Origin of the sequence: Puniceibacterium confluentis (genome assembly GCF_007923445.1) — a bacterium.
Lineage (GTDB): Bacteria > Pseudomonadota > Alphaproteobacteria > Rhodobacterales > Rhodobacteraceae > Puniceibacterium > Puniceibacterium confluentis.
This window is the reverse complement of the sequence record NZ_VOJI01000032.1, coordinates 1-19,166: the sequence shown is the minus strand read 5'-3', so window position 1 is coordinate 19,166 and position 19,166 is coordinate 1. Positions and strand designations below refer to the sequence as shown.

17 protein-coding genes are annotated in these 19,166 nt (G+C 65.1%); 12 read left to right on the top strand and 5 right to left on the bottom strand.

Annotated elements, in window-relative coordinates:
- Positions 1-18: 18 nt before the first annotated feature.
- The 7 genes from FOY53_RS20350 (at position 19) to FOY53_RS20320 (ending at position 6,388) form a co-directional block, all read left to right on the top strand.
- Positions 19-996: a TRAP transporter substrate-binding protein gene (locus FOY53_RS20350; RefSeq protein WP_146592148.1), complete on the top strand. Its 978-nt coding sequence runs from the start codon at positions 19-21 to the stop codon at positions 994-996.
- 71 nt (positions 997-1,067) lie between these two features.
- Positions 1,068-1,601: a TRAP transporter small permease gene (locus FOY53_RS20345; RefSeq protein ID WP_186766687.1), complete on the top strand. Its 534-nt coding sequence runs from the start codon at positions 1,068-1,070 to the stop codon at positions 1,599-1,601.
- Between the two features lies 1 nt (position 1,602).
- Entirely contained in the window at positions 1,603-2,910 is a 1,308-nt protein-coding gene (locus tag FOY53_RS20340) for a TRAP transporter large permease (RefSeq protein WP_146592147.1), read from the top strand.
- 39 nt (positions 2,911-2,949) lie between these two features.
- Positions 2,950-3,834 (top strand): hypothetical protein, encoded by an 885-nt coding sequence (locus FOY53_RS20335; protein ID WP_146592164.1) that lies wholly within the window; start codon positions 2,950-2,952, stop codon positions 3,832-3,834.
- Positions 3,824-4,567, top strand: coding sequence for a 5-oxoprolinase subunit B family protein (locus FOY53_RS20330; protein WP_146592146.1), 744 nt, complete (start codon positions 3,824-3,826; stop codon positions 4,565-4,567). The genes FOY53_RS20335 and FOY53_RS20330 overlap by 11 nt, the downstream gene beginning before the upstream one ends.
- Positions 4,564-5,574: a 5-oxoprolinase subunit C family protein gene (locus FOY53_RS20325; protein ID WP_146592145.1), complete on the top strand. Its 1,011-nt coding sequence runs from the start codon at positions 4,564-4,566 to the stop codon at positions 5,572-5,574. The genes FOY53_RS20330 and FOY53_RS20325 overlap by 4 nt, the downstream gene beginning before the upstream one ends.
- 13 nt (positions 5,575-5,587) lie before the next feature.
- Positions 5,588-6,388: a LamB/YcsF family protein gene (locus FOY53_RS20320; protein ID WP_146592144.1), complete on the top strand. Its 801-nt coding sequence runs from the start codon at positions 5,588-5,590 to the stop codon at positions 6,386-6,388.
- Positions 6,389-6,448: 60 nt separating this feature from the next.
- Here the strand turns inward: FOY53_RS20320 and FOY53_RS20315 are convergent, their stop codons facing one another.
- Together FOY53_RS20315 and FOY53_RS20310 are read right to left on the bottom strand one after the other, a co-directional pair.
- A complete protein-coding gene (locus tag FOY53_RS20315) occupies positions 6,449-7,702 on the bottom strand; it encodes a glycerate kinase type-2 family protein (RefSeq protein ID WP_146592143.1) in 1,254 nt (417 codons plus the stop codon).
- A gap of 88 nt (positions 7,703-7,790) precedes the next feature.
- Positions 7,791-8,774 (bottom strand): zinc ABC transporter substrate-binding protein, encoded by a 984-nt coding sequence (locus FOY53_RS20310; protein WP_146592142.1) that lies wholly within the window; start codon positions 8,772-8,774, stop codon positions 7,791-7,793.
- A 238-nt stretch (positions 8,775-9,012) separates the two neighbouring features.
- Here FOY53_RS20310 and FOY53_RS20305 point away from each other — a divergent pair, with 238 nt between their 5' ends.
- Genes FOY53_RS20305 through FOY53_RS20295 form a run of 3 tightly spaced genes read left to right on the top strand, consistent with a single transcriptional unit; the run spans position 9,013 to position 11,089 of the window.
- Entirely contained in the window at positions 9,013-9,495 is a 483-nt protein-coding gene (locus FOY53_RS20305) for a transcriptional repressor (protein ID WP_146592141.1), read from the top strand.
- A complete protein-coding gene (locus FOY53_RS20300) occupies positions 9,492-10,298 on the top strand; it encodes a metal ABC transporter ATP-binding protein (RefSeq protein ID WP_146592140.1) in 807 nt (268 codons plus the stop codon). The genes FOY53_RS20305 and FOY53_RS20300 overlap by 4 nt, the downstream gene beginning before the upstream one ends.
- Entirely contained in the window at positions 10,298-11,089 is a 792-nt protein-coding gene (locus FOY53_RS20295) for a metal ABC transporter permease (protein WP_146592139.1), read from the top strand. The genes FOY53_RS20300 and FOY53_RS20295 overlap by 1 nt, the downstream gene beginning before the upstream one ends.
- Positions 11,090-11,108: 19 nt before the next feature.
- Here FOY53_RS20295 and FOY53_RS20290 read toward each other — a convergent pair whose 3' ends face one another.
- The 3 genes from FOY53_RS20290 to FOY53_RS20280 are packed head-to-tail and all read right to left on the bottom strand — an operon-like array spanning position 11,109 to position 14,043.
- A complete protein-coding gene (locus FOY53_RS20290; protein WP_146592138.1) occupies positions 11,109-11,984 on the bottom strand; it encodes an NAD-dependent epimerase/dehydratase family protein in 876 nt (291 codons plus the stop codon).
- Positions 11,981-12,826, bottom strand: coding sequence for a glycosyltransferase (locus FOY53_RS20285; RefSeq protein ID WP_146592137.1), 846 nt, complete (start codon positions 12,824-12,826; stop codon positions 11,981-11,983). Before FOY53_RS20285 ends, FOY53_RS20290 begins: the two co-directional genes overlap by 4 nt.
- Positions 12,823-14,043 carry an NAD-dependent epimerase/dehydratase family protein gene (locus FOY53_RS20280; protein WP_146592136.1) on the bottom strand — a complete coding sequence of 407 codons (1,221 nt, stop codon included), beginning with the start codon at positions 14,041-14,043 and terminating at the stop codon, positions 12,823-12,825. The genes FOY53_RS20285 and FOY53_RS20280 overlap by 4 nt, the downstream gene beginning before the upstream one ends.
- 296 nt (positions 14,044-14,339) lie before the next feature.
- Between FOY53_RS20280 and FOY53_RS20275 the strand changes: the two genes are divergently transcribed.
- Positions 14,340-14,753, top strand: coding sequence for a hypothetical protein (locus FOY53_RS20275; RefSeq protein ID WP_146592135.1), 414 nt, complete (start codon positions 14,340-14,342; stop codon positions 14,751-14,753).
- Positions 14,754-14,814: 61 nt separating this feature from the next.
- The gene (locus FOY53_RS20270) at positions 14,815-18,693 is read left to right on the top strand and encodes a calcium-binding protein (RefSeq protein WP_146592134.1); all 3,879 of its coding nucleotides are present in this window, start codon (positions 14,815-14,817) and stop codon (positions 18,691-18,693) included.
- The last annotated feature ends 473 nt before the right edge of the window (positions 18,694-19,166 follow it).

Sequence of the window (19,166 nt, the reverse complement as noted above, 5' to 3'; positions counted from 1 at the left end):
GACCTGGGAGATAACGATATGAAATTGATCACCGATACATTGGTCGGCCTGGCCTGTGCCACGGCTCTGACCGCACCGGCTCTGGCCGAGACCTGGGACATGCCGATGGCCTATTCCGGCACCAATTTCCATTCGGCGACCGGTGCCGAATTCGCCAAATGCGTCACCACCGGCACCATGGGCGAAGTCGAGATCGTCACCCACCCGGGCGGCGCGCTGTTTGCCGGGGCGGACATCAAACGCGCCATCCAGACCGGTCAGGTGCCGATCGGCGAACGCCTGCTGTCGGGCCATGCCAACGAAAACGCGATTTTCGGTTTCGACTCGATCCCCTTCCTGTCCCCCAGCTTTGACGATCATGCCAAGCTTTGGGAGGCCGCAAAGCCAGAGATCGAAAAGGTGCTGGAAGAGCAGAGCCTGCATCTGCTGTACTCCGTCCCCTGGCCGCCGCAGGGGCTGTATTTCAACAAGGAGGTGACGTCGGTCGCGGACATGCAGGGAATCAAGTTCCGCTCGTACAACAACGCGACCGCGCGTCTGGCCGAACTCACCGGCATGGCCCCGGTCACCATCGAGGCGGCGGAACTGAGCCAGGCCTTTGCCACCGGCGTGGCGGAATCGATGATCTCTTCGGGGGCGACAGGGTATGACCAGAAGGTCTGGGAATCTCTGACCCACTTCTATCAGGTCGATGCCTGGCTGCCGCGCAACTACATCATGGTGAATGCCGACACCTGGGCCGCCACGTCGGATGCGAACAAGGCGGTGATCGAGGGCTGTGCAGGACTCGCGGAATACGCCGGTCTGTACCGCGCCAAGGAATACACCAACTTCACCTACGAAGGTCTGCGCGCGGGCGGCATGATGGTCACTCCGCCATCCGAGCAGTTGGAAGCCGACCTGCGCACAGTGGGTGAGAAGATGACCACCGAATGGCTGGAACAGGCGGGTGCTGCCGGACAGTCCATCATCGATTCCTACCGCGCGATGCAGTGAACTGACGCTGTCGCGCTGACCGGATGGGCGGCCCCCTGGCGGGCCGTCCTCCTCTGACATTGGAGACTGCCATGACCTTGCTGCGCCACATCCGACGCGGGCTGGATGCGCTGTATCTGGCGGCGGGTGTGCTGGCCGCGCTTTGCCTGATCGCAATCCTGGTGCTGATCGTCGCCCAGATGCTGGCGCGCTGGAGCGGCACGGTGTTTCCCGGCGGGGCGGCCTATGCGGGCTATGCAATGGCGGCGGCATCTTTCCTCGCCTTTGCCAATGCCCTGAATCGGGGCGCGCATATCCGGGTGTCGATCCTTCTCAACGCGGTGCCAGGGCCGGTGCGCCGGGCGCTGGAAATCTGGTGCTTCCTGCTCGGCGCGGCCATCGCGTGGTATTTCACCTATTACGCCTACTGGTTCACCTATTGGTCTTGGAAATTCAACGAGGTGTCGCAGTCTCAGGACGCCACGGCCCTGTGGATTCCCCAGTCCGTGATGGTGCTGGGCGGTGGCACGCTGGCCATCGCCTTGAGCGACCACCTGATCCATGTGTTGTTCAAGGGCGATCACCGCATCACCCGCGATCTTGTCGACCAGTCCCGCGGAGAGTGACATGACCGAAATCTACGCCATCACACTCTTTCTCTTTGTGCTGTTCCTCCTGCTGGGCACCGGCGTTTGGGTCGGCCTTGCGCTGATGGGGGTGGCCTGGGTCGGGATGGAGCTTTTCACCTCGCGTCCGGTGGGCGATGCCATGGTCACCACGATCTGGGCCACCTCGTCCAGCTGGACCCTGACCGCCCTGCCGCTGTTCATCTGGATGGGCGAGGTGCTGTACCGCACACGGCTTTCCGAGGACATGTTCAAGGGCCTGTCGCCCTGGCTGGCCCGCCTGCCGGGAGGGCTGGTGCACACCAACATCGTCGGCTGCACGGTGTTTGCCGCCGTGTCGGGATCGTCGGCGGCGACCCTGTCCACCGTCGGGCGGATGTCGATCCCCGAGCTGCGGGCACGCAACTACCCCGAACGGCTGATCATCGGCACGCTGGCGGGGGCGGCGACGCTGGGCCTGATGATCCCGCCCAGCCTTGCACTGATCGTCTATGGCGTCTCGGTCAACGAATCCATCACCGCGCTGTTCTTTGCCGGCGTCGTGCCGGGGCTGGTGCTGGCGCTGATGTTCATGGGGTATGTGGCTGTTTATGCCACCTTTTCCAGATCCTGGGCGCCGCTGGCAGAGACCGGCATGGGGTTCGCCGAAAAGCTGCGCAATTCGCGGTTCCTGCTGCCGGTGATCTGCCTGATCGTGGTGGTGATCGGCTCGATGTACCTGGGCTTTGCCACCGCAACCGAGGCGGCGGCCTTCGGTGTCATCGGCGCGCTTGTGCTGGCTGCGGGACAGGGCTCGCTGAACTGGCAGACCTTCAGCGCCAGCCTGATGGGGGCGACCCGGACCAGCGCGATGATTGCGCTGATCCTGATCGGTGCGGCCTTTCTCAAGCTGTCGATGGGGTTCACCGGACTGCCCCGGGCGCTGGCCGATCTTATCGCCAGCATGGAGCTCAGCCGGTTCCAGCTGCTGATGGCGCTGTTGGTTTTCTACATCGTGCTCGGCATGTTCCTGGACGGGATTTCCTCGGTCGTGCTGACCATGGCGGTGGTCGAGCCGATGGTGCGCGAGGCGGGCATCGACCTGATCTGGTTCGGCATCTTCGTGGTGGTGGTGGTTGAAATGGCGCAGATCACCCCGCCGATCGGCTTCAACCTGTTTGTGCTTCAGGGCATGACCGACCACGAGATGGGCTATATCACCCGCGCCGCGATGCCGATGTTCCTGATCATGGTGGCCATGGTCTTTGTACTGATCTGGCTGCCGGATCTGGCGCTCTGGCTGCCCGACACCATCCGCGAAGCGCGATGACCTGTGGCCTTGCTTCACGTCTTTGCGCGCCACGCGCGGATGTGCCTGGTGCTGGGGCTGCTGGCCGGGCTGGCGCTGCCGGGCATGGCCGCGGCACTGCGTCCCTGGTTGCCGGAACTGGTGGCGCTGCTGCTGTTTCTCACGGCGTTGCGGGTCGGGCCGCAGGCGGCGCTGGGCGGACTTGCGGCCGGGCGGCGCTCGCTCGCCGTGGTGCTGGTGCTGCAGGTGGGATTGCCGCTGGCCGGGCTGGCACTGTGCGCGGCGCTCGGGGTGCTGGACACCCCCTTCGGGCTGGCGGTGGTGCTGATGCTCTGTGCGCCTTCGGTGACCGGAGCGCCGAATTTTGTCATCATGGCGGGGCAGGATCCCGCCCCGGCGATGCGGGTGCTGGTGCTGGGAACGCTGCTGTTCCCGCTGACAGTCCTGCCGGTGCTGGCGTTGCTGCCACACCTGGGTGGCGCAGCGGCGGCGCTGCGCGCCGTGGTGTGGCTGATCGGGGTCACAATGCTGGCGGTGGTGGGGGGATTCGCGGCGCGACACTGGCTGCTGGCGCGGCCCACTGCGGATCAGATTCGGGCGTGCGACGGGGTGTCGGCACTGGCGCTGGGAGTGATCGTGGTGGGGCTGATGTCGGCCATCGGGCCGCTGGCGCGGACCGATCCGGCCCGTCTGGCACTGTGGCTGGGCGCTGTGGCGGCGGTGAACTTTGGTCTGCAACTGGCGGGCTTTGCGCTGCTGCGCCGCCGCTGGCACGCAGAGGGCTGGGCGGTGCCGGTGGCGATCATCGCGGGCAACCGCAACATCGCGCTGTTCCTGCTGGCCTTGCCGGTGGCGCTGACCGACCCGCTGCTGATCTTTATCGGCTGCTACCAGATTCCGATGTATCTGACCCCAATCCTGCTGAGGCGCCTCTATGACCGATAGCCTTGTCCGCAGCTTTCCCATTGTCCGCAGCGTCGGCACCGACGGGCTGCTGGTCAGCTTTGGCGACAGGCTGTCCGAACCCGCGAACCGCGCGGCGCTGGCGTTCCGCGCCGCTGTGGATCGCGCGGGCTGGGCGGGGGTCGAGGAAACCTCGACTTCGCTGGTCTCGGCCTACCTCCGGTATGATCCGCTGGGGCCGGGGGGCGACGACCTGCGACCGCGGCTCGCGGCGCTGCTGGCCGAGCGGGACTGGAGTGCTGCGGAACTGCCGCAGGGGCGGCGATTTTTCCGCATTCCCACGGTCTATGGCACCCACATGGCGCCGCAACTGTCCGAGGCGGCAGCGGCGGCCGGTCTCACCGCCGCGCAGGCCATTGCTTCGATTTCGCAGGCGCGGGTGCGTGTCACCACCATCGGCTTTGCCCCCGGTCAGCCCTATCTGGGCGAGTTGCCCGAGGTCTGGGACATTCCGCGCCAGAGCGCGCTCACCCCGACGGTGCCGGTCGGGGCGCTGGTGGTGGCGATCCGCCAGCTGGTGCTGTTCTCGGTCACCACACCGACCGGCTGGCGGCACATCGGGCAGACTGCCTTCCGGCTGTTTCGCCCGGAAAGCGCGTCGCCGTTTGTGCTGCGTCCCGGTGACGAGGCACAGTTCGTACCGGTTGCGCCCGAAGATCTGGCGAACATGGAAGCGGACCCCGACGGCGGCGCAACCTGCGCGGTGATCCGATGAGCGACCTGCTGATCGTCCACAGCGCCGGGCCGAACGTCACGGTGCAGGACCGTGGGCGCAGCGGCACGCTGGCCTACGGGCTGTCGCGTGGCGGCGCAATGGATCGGCTGGCGCTGGCCGAGGGCGCGGCGCTGCTGCACCAGTCCGATGACCTCGCTGTTCTGGAAATGGCCGGGGTGGGCGGGCGGTTCGAGGCGACCCGCGATCTGCGCATTGCCCTGACAGGCGCCGAAATGCGCGCCACTCTGGACGGGGCGCGGCTGATCTGGGGGGCGTCGCACCTGCTGCCCAGGGGCGCGGTCCTCGACATCGGACCGGTGCTGTCGGGAGTCTATGGCTATCTGCATGTGGGCGGCGGCATCGACACACCGCAGGTGCTGGGCGCCCGCTCGGCCCATCTGGCGGCAGGTTTGGGCCGGGTGCTGGCGGCAGGCGATCAGCTGCCGCTGGGGGCCGACAGGGGCAGTGCCACCGGGAACATTCTGCCACGCGACACCCGGTTCGGCGGCGGTGTGGTACGCGTGTCGCCCAGCCTGCAAACCGAGCTGTTCCCACAGGACCAGCTCGACCGGTTTGTCCGCACCCGGTTCATCCGCGACACCCGCGCCAACCGGATGGGTGTGCGACTGGAGAGCGCCGGAGAAGGCTTTCACGTCCCCGGCGGGCTGTCGGTTGTTTCGGAACTGATTGTGCCCGGCGACATTCAGGTGACCGGCGACGGCGCCCCCTTTGTGCTGATGGCCGAAAGCCAGACGACCGGCGGCTACCCGCGGATCGGCACGGTGCTGCCCTGCGACTTGCCACGGGTTGCCCAGACGCCCGCCGGGGCGGTGCTGGAATTCCGCTTTGTCACCAGAGAGGTCGCGCTCGAGGCCGAGCGTCGCTACCGGTCCGGGGTCAAGGCGCTGGCCGGACAGCTGAAGCCGTTGGTGCGCGATCCGCACGACATCCGTGACCTGCTGTCCTACCAGCTGATCAGCGGCGCGATTGCGGGCGATGAACTGTAACAGGAGAGAGACCATGAACAGGACCGTCGATCTGAATGCCGACATGGGAGAGAGCTTTGGCCCCTGGGTCATGGGCAGGGATGCCGACCTGCTGCGGGTCGTGACCTCGGCCAACATCGCCTGCGGTTTTCACGCCGGTGACTGGGATGTGATGGCCGCCACCCTGCGCGAGGCGGTGGCGAATGGCACCGGCATCGGTGCCCATCCCGGGTTTCCCGATCTGCAGGGGTTCGGACGGCGGCGGATGGCGTTGTCGGCAGAATCGCTGCGCAACCTTGTCTGTTACCAGCTGGGCGCGGCCCGGGCGATGGCAGCGGCGGCGGGCGGCAGGGTGCGGCACCTGAAGCTGCACGGCGCGCTGGCCAATATGGCCGCCGAGGATGCCGACATGGCCCGGGCCTGTTACGAAGGTGCGCTGGCTGTGGATCCCGACATCATCGTGATGGTGCTGGCAGCCACCGCGCAGCAGCAGGCGGTCGAGGCGCTGGGCTGTGCCTGGGCGGGTGAAATCTTTGCCGATCGGGCCTATAACGACGATGCGACGCTGGTGGACCGCAGTCTGCCGGGGGCGGTGATTCACGATCCCGAAGTCGCCGGGCGGCGCATGGTCGACATGGTGGCAGCGGGCGCGATCGTGTCTCAAGGCGGCAAGCGCATCCCCGCGGCGGTCGACACGATCTGCCTGCATGGCGACGGCAAGACGGCGCTGGAAATTGCGCGTTCGGTCAAGGCCGCCCTGGAAGCGGAGGGTGTGACGCTGAAGCCCTTCGCGGGCCGACGCGGCGCGGTGTCGGGCGGCGCCAGCGCCGGATGATGCGGCACTGTCCGGCGGGCCGAGAGGGCACGCCGCCGGGGCCGCCCCGGGATTCCGTGCTCAGGGCCGGATCAGCAACACCTGCACATCCGCCACATTGGTGCCGGTGGCGCCGGTCATCAGCAGATCATCCGCAGCCTTGAGCGCGGCGTAACTGTCATTGTTCGCCAGCAGCTTCTGCGCATCCTGCCCGGCGGCGGCCATCCGTGCAGCCGAACCGGCGTCGACGACGCCACCGGCGGCGTCGGTGGGCCCGTCCCGGCCGTCAGTGCCGCCCGACAGGAACAGCCAGTCCTGCGCCAGATCCGGTGCCGCAAGCGCCACCCGCAGGGCAAGTTCCTGATTGCGCCCACCACGTCCGCTGCCGCGCAGGATCACCGTAGTCTCGCCACCGAACAGCAGGGCCGTCGGGCGGTCCACCGGGGCCATCAGGGCCAGAACCTCCTGCGCGGCAGAGTCGACATCCCCGACCAGCGGGCGATCGGACACGCGCACGTCCCAGCCTGCGGCCCGGGCGGCATCGGCCATGGCATCCACCGACTGGCCGTTCGAGCCGATCATGACGTTCACGGCGGCGGGCACCGGTTCGGGGGGGCGGGGATGGTCCAGCGCGTCGCGGGCCGCGGCCGGAAGCCTGTCCCACAGCCCGTGGTTCTTCAGGATCGCGCGCGCCTCTTCCACCGTGCCGATCGGGCTGACGGTCGGGCCAGAAGCGATGGCGCGCAGGTCATCGCCGATCACGTCCGACAGGATCAGCGCGGTGACCGGGGCAGGGGCTGCGCGGCGCAGGAAGCCGCCGCCCTTGAGCTGCGAGAGCTGCTGGCGGACAAGGTTCATCGTCACGATATCCAGACCACCGGACAGCAGGACCTGACTGACCGCTGCCTTGTCGGCAAGGCTCAGTCCCGGCACGGGCGCGGGCAACAGGGCCGATCCGCCACCCGAGATCAGCGCGATCACCTGATCTTCGGCGCCACAGCTGTCGAGCAGCTCCATCACTGCCTGACCGGCGGCAGCTCCGGCGGCATCCGGCACCGGATGGCCCGCGTTCAGCACACGGGCACCGGGCACCTTCTGGGTGTTCTCGTGATGGGTCACGGCGAGCGCCTCGTGCGGACCGGTCACATGTTTCAGCGCTTCGGCCAGCATGGCGGGCGCGGCTTTGCCCACGGCAATCAGAACCGTGCGTCCCGCAGATTGCGGCAGCGGCATGCGGGCGAGCTGGCGGCGGACGGCCAGAGCAGGGTCCGCTGCGGTGACAGCGGCGTCGAACAGGGTGCGCGCGGTGGCGCGCAGATCATTGGTCTGGGTCATTGAAGCGCTTCCTTGGGTGCGTGCAGAGAAACGGCCGCGGGACCGGACTGTCAAGCAGGCAGCCCGGTTTAGTTCCAGGGTATCGGGTTCAGGAGCCAGTCATCAGGCAGTCGGCGATCCGGTCCGCAGTGTCCGATATCAGTGTCGGGTAGAACTCCGGGCCTGGTGGAATCGCCGCGCCCATCGGGTCGACTTCGGCGACCCTCAGGCGGGATGCCGGGTCCAGAGCGGTCAGGAACCCCAGCGCCGCGCCGGGTTCGGCCAGCACGCAGCGCACATCGCTTCGGGCCATTACGTCGCGCAGTGCGGCCAGCCGGGAAGGGCCGGGGCTGGTGGCATCGCTGAGCGAGACGGCGCCCAGCGGATGCAGGTCAAAGGCGTGTTCAAAGTACTGATAGGCATCGTGCAGTGACAGGTACTGGCGGCCCGCGGACGCCGCAAGACGGGTTCTGGCCGCTTCGGCGGCACTGGTGACAGCCGCCTTTGCACGGGCGGCGTTTTCTGCATAAGCCGCGGCATGTTCGGGGTCGAGGTCGGCAAGCTGTGCGTGAATGGCGTCCAGCCAGATCAAGGCGTTGCCGGGATCGAGCCAGAGGTGGGGGTCATGGCCGCCGACCGGGTGCGCATGGTCGGAGCCAGCCTCTGTATCGCGTGGCTCTGCGGCTTCGTCCTTGTGGTCGTGGTCCGCCTCGGGGTGGCTGGTGTCGGGATCCGGCAGCGCAAACACCGCCGCTGTCCTGTTGGACAGCAGCAGGCTGCCTGGTACGTCCGAGAGGGTCAGGATCCGGGCAGTGCTGGCCAGGGTTTCCAATGGCTTTGCAAGATTGGGCATGAGGTCCGGACCGATCCAGACCACAAGATCGGCAGACTGAAGCTGTCGGGCCTCGGAGGGGCGCAGCGCGTGATCATGCGGCGAGGTGCCTTTGGGCACCACAAGTGCAGCGTCGCCCAGATCGCCGAGAACAGCGGCCACAAGCCCCTGTACCGGGGCGATGTCCGTCGCGATCCGGGGCACATCGGCAACAGCGGCGCTGGTGCAGGTGATAAAAATGGGCAGGAGCAGGCGGAGCATGGCGGATCCTCAGGCGCTGAAATTCGGTTCGGTCAGGCGGTGCGGGCTATTGGTCCCGGGTCGCCCTGCGCTGTGCGGCGCAGGCGGTCGATCTGGCCCGGGGCGAAACGGGGCGGTGGTGTCATTGATTGCGGTGTCTTGCTGGGCCCCCGCGGGGCGATTCATTTGCCGCTTGATAGGTGTGATATTATAACATATCAACCCGTCAATTGTGAAAACATGCACACAGGAGGCCGCCTTGGACGCCGTTGGATTTGAACACCACGACCACGCGAGCTGCATCGCCTCGAATCTGGAAACGGTTTCGCAGACCTGTTCCGAGCAGGGGTTGCAGTTGACCCCGGTGCGCCGTCGGGTGGTCGAGATCCTGTTGCAGAAACATCGGGCGATGGGCGCCTATGACGTGCTGGACCATCTGCGCGAAGAGGGGCTGGGATCGCAGCCGCCTGTTGCCTATCGCGCGCTGGAATTTCTGGTGAAACACGGGTTTGCCCACAAGATCGAACGGTTGAATGCCTTTGTCGCCTGCGCCCATCCCGGCGAGCACCACGCGCCCGCCTTTCTGATCTGCCGCGACTGCGATGCGGTCGCCGAGGCGCATATCGCCGACGCCGCCCGGACAGTGCGCGACGCCGCAGCAGAGATCGGTTTCGCCGTCGAACGCATGGTGATCGAGGCCGAGGGCCTGTGCCCCGCCTGCCGGGAGGAGACCCCGGCATGAGCGGCGTCGAGGGCCGTCGGGACCGGCCGCTGATCGAAGCGCGGGGCATAAGCGTGCGCCACGGCAAGACCCCGGTTCTGGAGGGGGTGGACCTGGCGATCGCGGCGCGGGAAATCGTCACCATCGTGGGCCCCAACGGGTCGGGAAAATCGACATTGCTGCGGGCGCTGATCGGGGCGTTGCCGCTGACGGCGGGCACGGTGCAGCGGCGCCCCGGGCTGCGGCTGGGCTACGTGCCGCAAAAGCTGCAGGTTGATCCGACCCTGCCCTTGACCGTGGGGCGGTTTCTGGACTTGCCCCGCCGCGTGCCCGAGGGCGAACGCCAGGCTGCCCTGGTCGAGGCCGGGGCGAGTGCTCTGGAACAGCGCCAGCTGGCGGATCTGTCGGGCGGTCAGTTCCAGCGGGTGCTGTTGGCGCGCGCCTTGCTGAACCGCCCTGAAATCCTGTTGCTGGACGAACCGACGCAGGGGTTGGACCAGCCCGGCTCGGCGGCGTTCTACCGGCAGATCGAACATATCCGCGGGCGGCTGGGCTGTGCCGTGCTCATGGTCAGCCACGAATTGCATGTGGTCATGGCCGCGTCGGACCGGGTTGTATGCCTGAACGGGCATGTCTGCTGCGCGGGCACGCCCGAAGTTGTGGCCCAGGCGGCCGAATACAGGGCATTGTTCGGGTCTGGCACGCAGGGGGCGCTGGCGCTTTACCGGCACGAACACACCCACAGCCACGACCATGCCCACCACCACCACGACCACCACGACCACCACGACGCAGCGGCGTCCGAGACGGAGCACAGCCACTGATGCTGGACGATTTTCTGATCCGCGCCGCGCTGGCCGGGGTTGGCGTGGCGCTGGCCGCCGCGCCGCTGGGCTGTTTCGTGGTCTGGCGGCGGATGGCCTATTTTGGCGACGCAACCGCACATGCGGCGATTCTGGGCGTGGTGTTGTCCCTGGCCCTGTCGCTGTCGGTCTTTGCCGGGGCGCTGGCCGTGGCTCTGGCCATGGCGCTGACGGTGTCGTCGCTGTCCGGCCGGGGCTACGGCATGGACACGCTGCTGGGAGTGTTGGCGCATGCGTCACTGGCCTTCGGTCTGGTGGCGGTGACCTTTGTGCCGGGGGTGCGCATTGATCTGTCCGCCTATCTGTTCGGAGATATCCTGGCGGTGTCCCGGATGGATCTGCTGGTGATCTGGGGTGGTGCGGCCATTGTGCTGGCGCTGCTCCGGGCGCGCTGGCAGCCGCTGCTGTTGTCGACCCTGTCCGAAGATCTGGCCTGGTCCGCCGGAATCGATCCGCGCCGCGAGCAGTTGGTGCTGACGCTGGCCCTGGCGATTGTCGTGGCCGTGGCGATCAAGGTGGTGGGCGCGCTGCTGATCGGCGCGATGTTGATCATTCCCGCCGCGGCGGCCCGGGCCCTCAGCACAACACCCGAGCGGATGGCGGTGCTGGCCGCCGGACTTGGGGGGCTGGCGGCGCTGGGCGGGTTGCAGGGGGCATTCCTGCTCGACACGCCCGCCGGGCCGTCGATGGTCTGTGTAGCAGCGCTGATCTTTGCCCTGACGACGGTGGTACGCAGCATACGGCGCGCCTGAGCCCGCGCTGACGGGACACTCAGGGTGTATTTCCCGATCCGGACGTGACCATTGCCGCCAGCCGTGCCGGAAAGGCGCGCAGCCCCCCCGGACGCCAGCCCAGGGCACGGAGCCTGTCCGTGGCCATTGCGCTGACACTTGTGGGGTCTGCGGCAGGGGGCAGTTGTCCGGCCACGCCGGCAAGGCGCGCATAGCGGCGCAGCAGGTCGCGGCGGTCAAGGGGGAAGTCGGACAGGTTGTAGACATCGTGGCCGCAGTTTTCGCGCGGCGTTGTCAGCAGCAGGTGCACGGCCTGGGCGAGGTCCTCTGCATGGACTTCGGTGCCAATGCGCGGGGCCAGCGGTTCCCCGGCCTGAAAACGGCAAAACAGATCGTGCCATTTGTGCGCTTGTCCCGGTGGCGCCGCGCCATACACCCCCGTGGCGCGCAGGCTGATGGTGCAGGGGCCGTCCAGATGTTTCAGCGCGGTTTCCGCGTCGCGTTTGACGCGGCCGTACAGGGTGTCGGGTCGGGGTGGCAAATCCTCGTGCAGCCGGGTTCCGGGCGGATAATCTCCGTACACCGCACGCGACGACAGAAAAATGATCCGCTCCAGCCCCGTGGCGGCCTCGAACAGGCGCAGCGTCGCGTCCAGGTTGCGCCGCACGAAACCCTCCGGGTCGTCGCCTTCGCCTCCGCGGTAATGGCCGGGAATATGGGAAAACGCGGCATGGACAAGCGCGTCACATCCCCCAAGCGCCGGTGGCGGTCCGTCCAGATCGTAGGGCAGGAACGCAATGTCCGGGATCGGCGCAGCTCGACGCCCGAGCGCCACAACCTCATGCCCTGCACCCTTCAGGCCACGGGCGATCCAATGTCCGACCAGACCGGTCGCCCCGGTGAGCGCGACCTTCACCGGGCAACCGTGGGATTGTTCAGCGACGCGGTTTCCGGCACCGCGCCGTCACCGGCATAGGCATGCCAGAGGTCGATCAGAGGGCCAAGCTGCGCCTGCCGGGAGTGCGGTGTCTGCCAGGGCTTTTCATATTGGTAGTGCAGGATATGCACGCTGGGCCAGTCCCACAGGGCGGGCATGTTGAACCAGACATATTGCAAGGTGTTGTAGGTCACCGGCAGCCCGTGCCAGTCGGGGAAGAACGATTGCAGAAACGTCTGGTCGGTGCGCTGCCAGAATGCGCCGGGCTGATCCAGCGCGGCCATCATCCGTGCGAATGTGGCCGGGTCAGGACGTGCCGTGAACACCCCCGAGTTCATCCGGTGGAAATCCGCAAGGCTTTCGTAGACATTTGGCGCGGCACAGAACTCGGGGTAGAGGAACAGCCGGTCGCAGTTGCGCAGCATCAGTGTGTCCGCATCCAGAAACACCACGCGGTCATAGTCCAACTGCCAGAGGCGCAGCTTGGCGAAATTGTCGAGCGGTGTGTGGAATGGCGGTTTGCTCCCCTTGGTGAAGGGCGCGACATGGTGCAGCCTGTCGCGGGCGTGGGCCGTGTTGAATGCGTGTGATGTCGGCAGCAGATCGGTGACAACGAGCCGTGCGCCCAGTGCCCTGAGCGGCGCGAGGTCCGTATCCGCAAGCGCCGCGGTGTGCATCACCACGATATCTTCCCGAGAGCCGCCAAGCCGGATGGACCGGACCAGCGCCCTGGCCCCGCGCGCAAAGTCCGCGTTGGTCACCAGCGTCACATAGGCGTTGCGGCTGCCTGCGGCGGTGTCGGATCGCACCCCTTCGGTCATGACACGGATTTCAGGGCTTTTCCTTCGGGGTCATGGTTCACCGCCCGGGCAAGGTCGCGGGTCCAGGCCGAGACGGCGGGAACCCGGCTGCGGTCGATCCTGTGCGCGTATTTACGGGCGACATCCACCATTTCAGACAGCAATCCGTCGGCCAGCGTGGTCGGCTCCAATCCCAGCTTGAGGAACTGATCGTTGCGCACGATCAGGTCGTTCTCTTCCGCTTCCTTGCGCGGGTTGGGCAGGAACGTCGCCCTGGCTCCGGTCAGATCGCAGACGATGCGGGCCAGGTCGCGAATGCGATGTGTCTCGGTCATCTGGTTGAAGATCCGCACCCTTTCCCCGGCCTTGGGCGCATCTCCAAGCGCCAGTTCGATGCAGCGGACACTGTCCTGAATGTGGATGAAGGCGCGGGTCTGGCCCCCGGTACCGTGCACGGTCAGCGGATAGCCGATGGCGGCCTGAATCAGGAACCGGTTCAGCACCGTGCCATAGTCGCCGTCGTAATCGAAGCGGTTGATAAGTTGTTCATGCAGACGGGTCTGTGCGGTGTGTGTGCCCCAGACAATTCCCTGATGCAGGTCGGTGATCCGCAGACCGTCGTTCTGGGCATAGAATTGAAACAGGATCTGATCGAGGCTCTTGGTCATGTGATAGACCGAGCCGGGACGGGTGGGATACAGGATCTCCTGATGGACTTTGTCGCCGCTCAGGGTTTCGACTTCGACATCAAGGTAGCCCTCGGGGATCGCGGCGCCGACGCTGGAGTATCCGTAGACGCCCATGGTCCCGAGGTGGACGAGATGCGCATCTATCGCGGTCTCCACCAGCGCTGCCAGCAAGTTGTGTGTGGCGTTGGTGTTGTTGTTGACGGTGTAGACCTTGTGGCGGTCGGATTTCATCGAGTAGGGGGCCGCGCGCTGTTCGGCAAAGTGGATGATGGCATCGGGACGTTCCTGCGCCAGCCAGCCCTTCAGCCGTTCATATTCCTTGGCGACATCCAGCAGATGAAAATGAAGCCTGCGCCCGGTTTCATCGCGCCAGATCCGGCAGCGTTCCTGTATCGAATCCATCGGCGTCAGCGACTGCACGCCCAGTTCGGTGTCGATCCAGCGACGCGACAGGTTGTCGACGATATGGACGTCGTGGCCCAGGTCGGACAGGTGCAGGGTTGTCGGCCAGCCGACAAAGCCGTCGCCGCCCAGAATTGCAATTTTCATCGTGCGTTCCTTTGACAGAGACACTGCGGACGGCCGTCCGCGATTCAACCATATGCCGGACCCAGGGTTCCCGCAAAACTTGCTCCTGTGTCTTGATCGGTTTCGGTAACAGTTAAATGACCGATAATCACAAACGCGTGTAGTTCAGCCAACACGTGGTGTTTACGCGGTTTCGCGCGCTTGCGCCGCCATCGGGCAGCGTCTGGCGCCCTGCGCGGGATGAATAATATTGCGAAAAACTTGGTCAAGGTGTATGAATATTTTCATTATTTTGTCTGCAATGAGTTCTTTCGGCTATGGATTCTTTCCTGTCTCATATATGGGCTGCTCTTTTGTTGTTGGGCGGCTGTATTGAGACCTCCACCGCGCCACAAGACGCGCAAATGGTTGCCAACTTTTACCAAGGCCGTGTCGCTGAAGTGGTTGGACCCTTGCAGTTCAAACTGGACTGCTGCGACGAGATTCTGGAACTGGCCTTGGTCAGGCTGGATGACACATCCACCGCAAACGTTGCAGCCCTGAACAGCTTTCTGGTCGGGCTGGACCTGCAATGTACTGCATACAACGCAGGTCAGAAGACCGCTGATGGGCACCTGGTTCCAGTCTGGTGCAACACGTCCGACCGCAGGATTTTGTCCGGCCAACTCATCAGCAAAGGATTTGTGGCCGAACGATGCGACATAAGTGCAAACCAATTCGGGACTTGCTGAACCGATTTCTCGAAACTCAATCAATTTTAACCTGACCTAACTGCTGCTGGAGGAAATACCCATGACCGCTCTTACAAGACAAATTGACGTGAAAAATGTCGATTGGACCATCGCCGGAGCGGGGGATGCCAGGGACGGCAATACCTCCTTCGAGCTGACGGGAGTCACCGGGACTGTCAAATCCGCCTTTCTGTATTGGGGCGAGCTGAATTTCAGCGGGTCCAGCGACACTCAGATCACGTTCAACGGCGACGCGGTCACCGGAACCCGGCTGGGCACATCGGTCGACACCTGCTGGTCCTCGGATCACAGCATCGGTTATTTTGCCGATGTCACCAGCCTGGTGGCGGAAGACGGAACCTTTACCGTCGACGGAATGGGCGAGGGCGGCCAGGGGGCGTCGCTTGTCGTGCTGTATGATGATGGCGACCACACCAACAACCGTGACCTGACCTTTTTTGCCGGCAATGATTCCACCGACGGGCCATCCTTTACCACAATCAATCTGGGTCAGATCGAATACGAGTCGGGTGAGGTCGGTGTGACGCTGAACGTCGGCGACGGGCAAAGTTTTACCGATGGTGATCTGACCGTCAACGGCACCAGCGTCGGGTCGAACCTGTTCTCCGGCGCCAATGGGTCGCTGTGGGACATCTACAATTTCGACCTGACCCCGTTCCTCAGCGTCGGCACCACCTCTGTGCAGCTGGTCAACGAATCCATTGATGACTGCCTGCAGTTCATCAGTGTCATCGTCGACCGACCGGCCAAGGCGCCGGTCCTGTTCCTGGATTTCGATAACGCCATCCCCAAGGACTTTTACATCGCCACCGGTCAGTTTCACGCCCTGCCACTGAAAGAAGTTGTGGCGGTAAGGGACGGCTCCGAGCCGCTGGGAGTCTTTACCGACGCGCAGAAGGCCTCGTTGGTGACGCTGGTCCAGGGCATCTTTGACCGGTCCGGCATCGCCATGGAGGTGACCCAGACGCAACCGGAAGCAGGTGATTACCATTCTGTCCGCTTCAGTTCGGCGAACCTGAGCTATGATTCCAATGGCGACGGCACCGACAATAGCCGCCTTTTGGGGCAAGCCTACGAGGGCATCGACCGTTTCAACACCAATGACAACAACATCACTGCCGTGTTCATGGATGGGACATCTGACCCGCTGTCCTCGATCGCTCTGGCGGCCGTGCATGAAGGTGGCCACGCCTTTGGTGCCCGTCATGTCAACCCGGTTCAGGGATCAGGCAACGAGGTGATGGATTACAGCCTTTCGGCGACCGAAGCCTTTACCAAGACCGTGGCCAACATCACCGAGCCCCCGGTAGACGGACAGGCTGCAACCACGACGACGCACAATCCGGCCTATCACCTGCGCCGATATGTTCTGGGCGAAAGCCATGAACAACTGGTCCGCGAGGGCATCGATCCGGGTGCCTGGGATCTGAGTACCTTCGAGCTGATCACCTATACACTGGGTCTGGGTAACCTGAGCGAGTCGGTGACCAGCCTCGGTATCCTGCTGCCGGGCCGTTCCGATCTGGTCGAAGGCGAAGTCCTGGAAGAATCGGCGACCTACGTGCAGGTCTCGGACAACATTGACGGCCAGTCCACCGTGACCTTCTCGATGCCCGAAGGCGATACCTTCCAGATTGTCGGCGCCGGTGAGGATGGGGTGATCGACACGGTGATCTCGTTCGACCGCTCGTCTTCGACGCCGTTCTCGATGGTGGCCGACGCGTCGCAGACCGGGACCCTGACCGGCACCGCGTTCACCGGCGAGACCGCCGAAACCGAGACCGCCGTCGCCACCGTCTCGCTTGCGGTCGAAGAGGTTGTGACCGTCAGCGGTGAAGAGACCCTGCCGGCGCTGACCGTATCCGTCAATCGCGCCACGATGTTCGAATTTGGCAACGATACCGCAACCGCGACAATCACCCGCGAAGGCAGCACCGAAGGTGATCTCGAAGTGGTCTTTGCCAGCAACGACACCTCGGAAATCACCGTACCCAACTCGGTCACCATTCTCGACGGGCAGGCTTCGGTCGAGGTCGAGATCCAGGCACTGGATGACTTCCTGGCGGATGGCACCATCACCACGACCCTGACGGCACTGGCGCAGGGCTATCTGAACGGCGTCACAACCGTCGATGTTCTCGACAATGAGACACCGGCACTGATCTTGTCCGTCGACCCCGGTTCGATCAGCGAGGCGGACGGCACCGCAACCGTGACAATCACCCGGAACACGCCGCCGTCCGGTGATCTGGTCGTCACCCTGACCAGCAGCGACACCACAGAGGCGACTGTGCAGAGCGAAGTCACCATTCCCGACGGCGAATCCAGCGTGACGGTCACCGTTACAGCCATTGACGATGACGTCGCCGATGGCGACCAGACCGTCACGGTCAGCGCCGCGGCCACCGGCTTTGAAACCGGCACCAGTTCTGTCACGGTGACCGACGCCGCCTCCAACTCGCCGGTGCAGGGCGTTCCCACCATCACCGGCACGGCCGCCGAGGATTCGGTTCTCACGGCGGACACGTCAGGACTGAGTGATGCCAACGGCCTGGGCACCTTTTCCTACCAGTGGCTGCGCGACGGCACCGCGATCAGCGGTGCAACCTCTGCCACCTACACTCCCGGTCAGAGCGATGTCGGCAGCGCCATCACCGTGCAGGTCAGCTTTACCGACGGGGCAGGCGTGGCGGAAAGCGCCACCAGCGCCGCCACATCCGCGGTGCTCAACGTCAATGACCTTCCTGCCGGGTCGGTTCAGGTCACCGGCAGCGGCATTGTTGGCAACACCCTGACGGCGGACGCCTCCACCCTGGCGGACGAGGATGGTCTGGGCACGCTGTCCTATCAGTGGCGGCGTGACGGGATCGCGATTCAGGATGCCATCGCGGCCAGCTATGTGCTTGTCTCGGCGGATATCGGCGCGACCATGTCGGTTTCTGTCAGCTACACCGACGCCCAGGGCACCGACGAAGTCGTCCTGTCGGCCAACACGGTGACCGCCGTGCCCCTGCCACCGACGGACGGTGACGATCTGATCGTCGGCGGCCCGCGTGCGGATGTCCTGTTGGGCGAAGCGGGCAATGACACGCTGCGCGGTCAAGGTGACGACGACGTGCTCGCCGGGGGCGAGGGCGACGACTCGATCGACGGCGGTCCCGGGAATGACAGCATTTCCGGAGCGGCGGGCAACGACATCGAGAACGGTGGCGCAGGCGACGACAACATGGGCGGTGGCCCGGGCAACGACACCATGAACGGTGGCGCCGGCAACGACACCATGGGCGGCGGTCAGGACGATGACGTCATGGACGGCGGCGAAGGCAACGACATCGTCAACGGCGGTCCGGGCAACGACCAGATCCAGGGCGGCGTCGGCAATGACACCATGGGGGCCTCCTTCGGCAACGACACCGTGTTGGGCGGCGACGGGGATGACAGCCTTGGCGGCGGCACCGGCCGGGACATGCTCTTTGGTGAAGATGGCAACGATGACATCGGCGGCGGCGAGGGTGATGACACTGTCGACGGCGGTGCCGGCAACGACTTCCTTGCCGGCGGTGGTCGCAACGACGTGATCTTCGGCGGCGAGGGCGATGACAGCATCAACGGCGGTGCAGGCAACGACACGATGTACGGTGATGCCGGCGAAGACCTGTTCATCTTCAACCAACTGGTCGACGGCGAATCCGACCTGATCCTCAACTTCGAAGACGGGCTCGACCAGATCCGTCTGACCGGGGTGACCGGGCAGGGGCTCCGCGGACGGGTCGAGGCGCTCAACATCACCGATGCGCAGATCGACACCGGAGATGGAACCGAAGCCGGCGTGACGATGGGCTTCAACGGTCACCTCATCAGCGTCACCGGCGTCAGCGCCAGCGACTTCACCGTGGAGGACTTCATCTTTCTCGGGTGAGACCAGGACAGACCTCGGGGGCCGCTGCGGCGGCCTCCGGAACTTGACACGCCGTCCCATTGGCGTCGCCGACCAGCACTGTGACGGTCGGACCCTGCCGGGGCTGCATCGGCCATCGTCGCGCCACAGCCGTCCGCGCAGCGGCGGCCATGAAGACCCGGCTGCGGCACGAGGGGCGGCTCGCGTCCGGATCAAGGTCGAAGCCCGCGCCCGACACTGGCGGACAAGCAGAAACAATTGCCTGCCGCCGAGTGTTCCCGCGCACCGATTCCGTGGAAATCCGCCGTCGACGACAGGACGGCCGTCATACCGAAATTATCAAGTGGCCATAATCATTGGGAAATTCAGTGCGAACCGGGGAAAGGCAGGGGCGAACGAAGAAAAGTGCATTTTCGTGAAAAAAGCGCTTGCGGGTTTTGTCGGGTGACACTAGAACCCCCTTCACCGGCGGCGCTGAGGCGCACAACGGGACG

What these genes read in the sequence shown, in the direction of transcription:
- FOY53_RS20285 (WP_146592137.1), bottom strand. Translation starts at nt 12,826, where the DNA reads ATGACCGAAGGGGTGCGATCCGACACCGCCGCAGGCAGCCGCAACGCC.
- FOY53_RS20335 (WP_146592164.1), top strand. Translation starts at nt 2,950, where the DNA reads ATGTGCCTGGTGCTGGGGCTGCTGGCCGGGCTGGCGCTGCCGGGCATG.
- FOY53_RS20300 (WP_146592140.1), top strand. Translation starts at nt 9,492, where the DNA reads ATGAGCGGCGTCGAGGGCCGTCGGGACCGGCCGCTGATCGAAGCGCGG.
- FOY53_RS20280 (WP_146592136.1), bottom strand. Translation starts at nt 14,043, where the DNA reads ATGAAAATTGCAATTCTGGGCGGCGACGGCTTTGTCGGCTGGCCGACA.
- FOY53_RS20270 (WP_146592134.1), top strand. Translation starts at nt 14,815, where the DNA reads ATGACCGCTCTTACAAGACAAATTGACGTGAAAAATGTCGATTGGACC.
- FOY53_RS20350 (WP_146592148.1), top strand. Translation starts at nt 19, where the DNA reads ATGAAATTGATCACCGATACATTGGTCGGCCTGGCCTGTGCCACGGCT.
- FOY53_RS20275 (WP_146592135.1), top strand. Translation starts at nt 14,340, where the DNA reads ATGGATTCTTTCCTGTCTCATATATGGGCTGCTCTTTTGTTGTTGGGC.
- FOY53_RS20315 (WP_146592143.1), bottom strand. Translation starts at nt 7,702, where the DNA reads ATGACCCAGACCAATGATCTGCGCGCCACCGCGCGCACCCTGTTCGAC.
- FOY53_RS20345 (WP_186766687.1), top strand. Translation starts at nt 1,068, where the DNA reads ATGACCTTGCTGCGCCACATCCGACGCGGGCTGGATGCGCTGTATCTG.
- FOY53_RS20310 (WP_146592142.1), bottom strand. Translation starts at nt 8,774, where the DNA reads ATGCTCCGCCTGCTCCTGCCCATTTTTATCACCTGCACCAGCGCCGCT.
- FOY53_RS20330 (WP_146592146.1), top strand. Translation starts at nt 3,824, where the DNA reads ATGACCGATAGCCTTGTCCGCAGCTTTCCCATTGTCCGCAGCGTCGGC.
- FOY53_RS20295 (WP_146592139.1), top strand. Translation starts at nt 10,298, where the DNA reads ATGCTGGACGATTTTCTGATCCGCGCCGCGCTGGCCGGGGTTGGCGTG.
- FOY53_RS20340 (WP_146592147.1), top strand. Translation starts at nt 1,603, where the DNA reads ATGACCGAAATCTACGCCATCACACTCTTTCTCTTTGTGCTGTTCCTC.
- FOY53_RS20325 (WP_146592145.1), top strand. Translation starts at nt 4,564, where the DNA reads ATGAGCGACCTGCTGATCGTCCACAGCGCCGGGCCGAACGTCACGGTG.
- FOY53_RS20320 (WP_146592144.1), top strand. Translation starts at nt 5,588, where the DNA reads ATGAACAGGACCGTCGATCTGAATGCCGACATGGGAGAGAGCTTTGGC.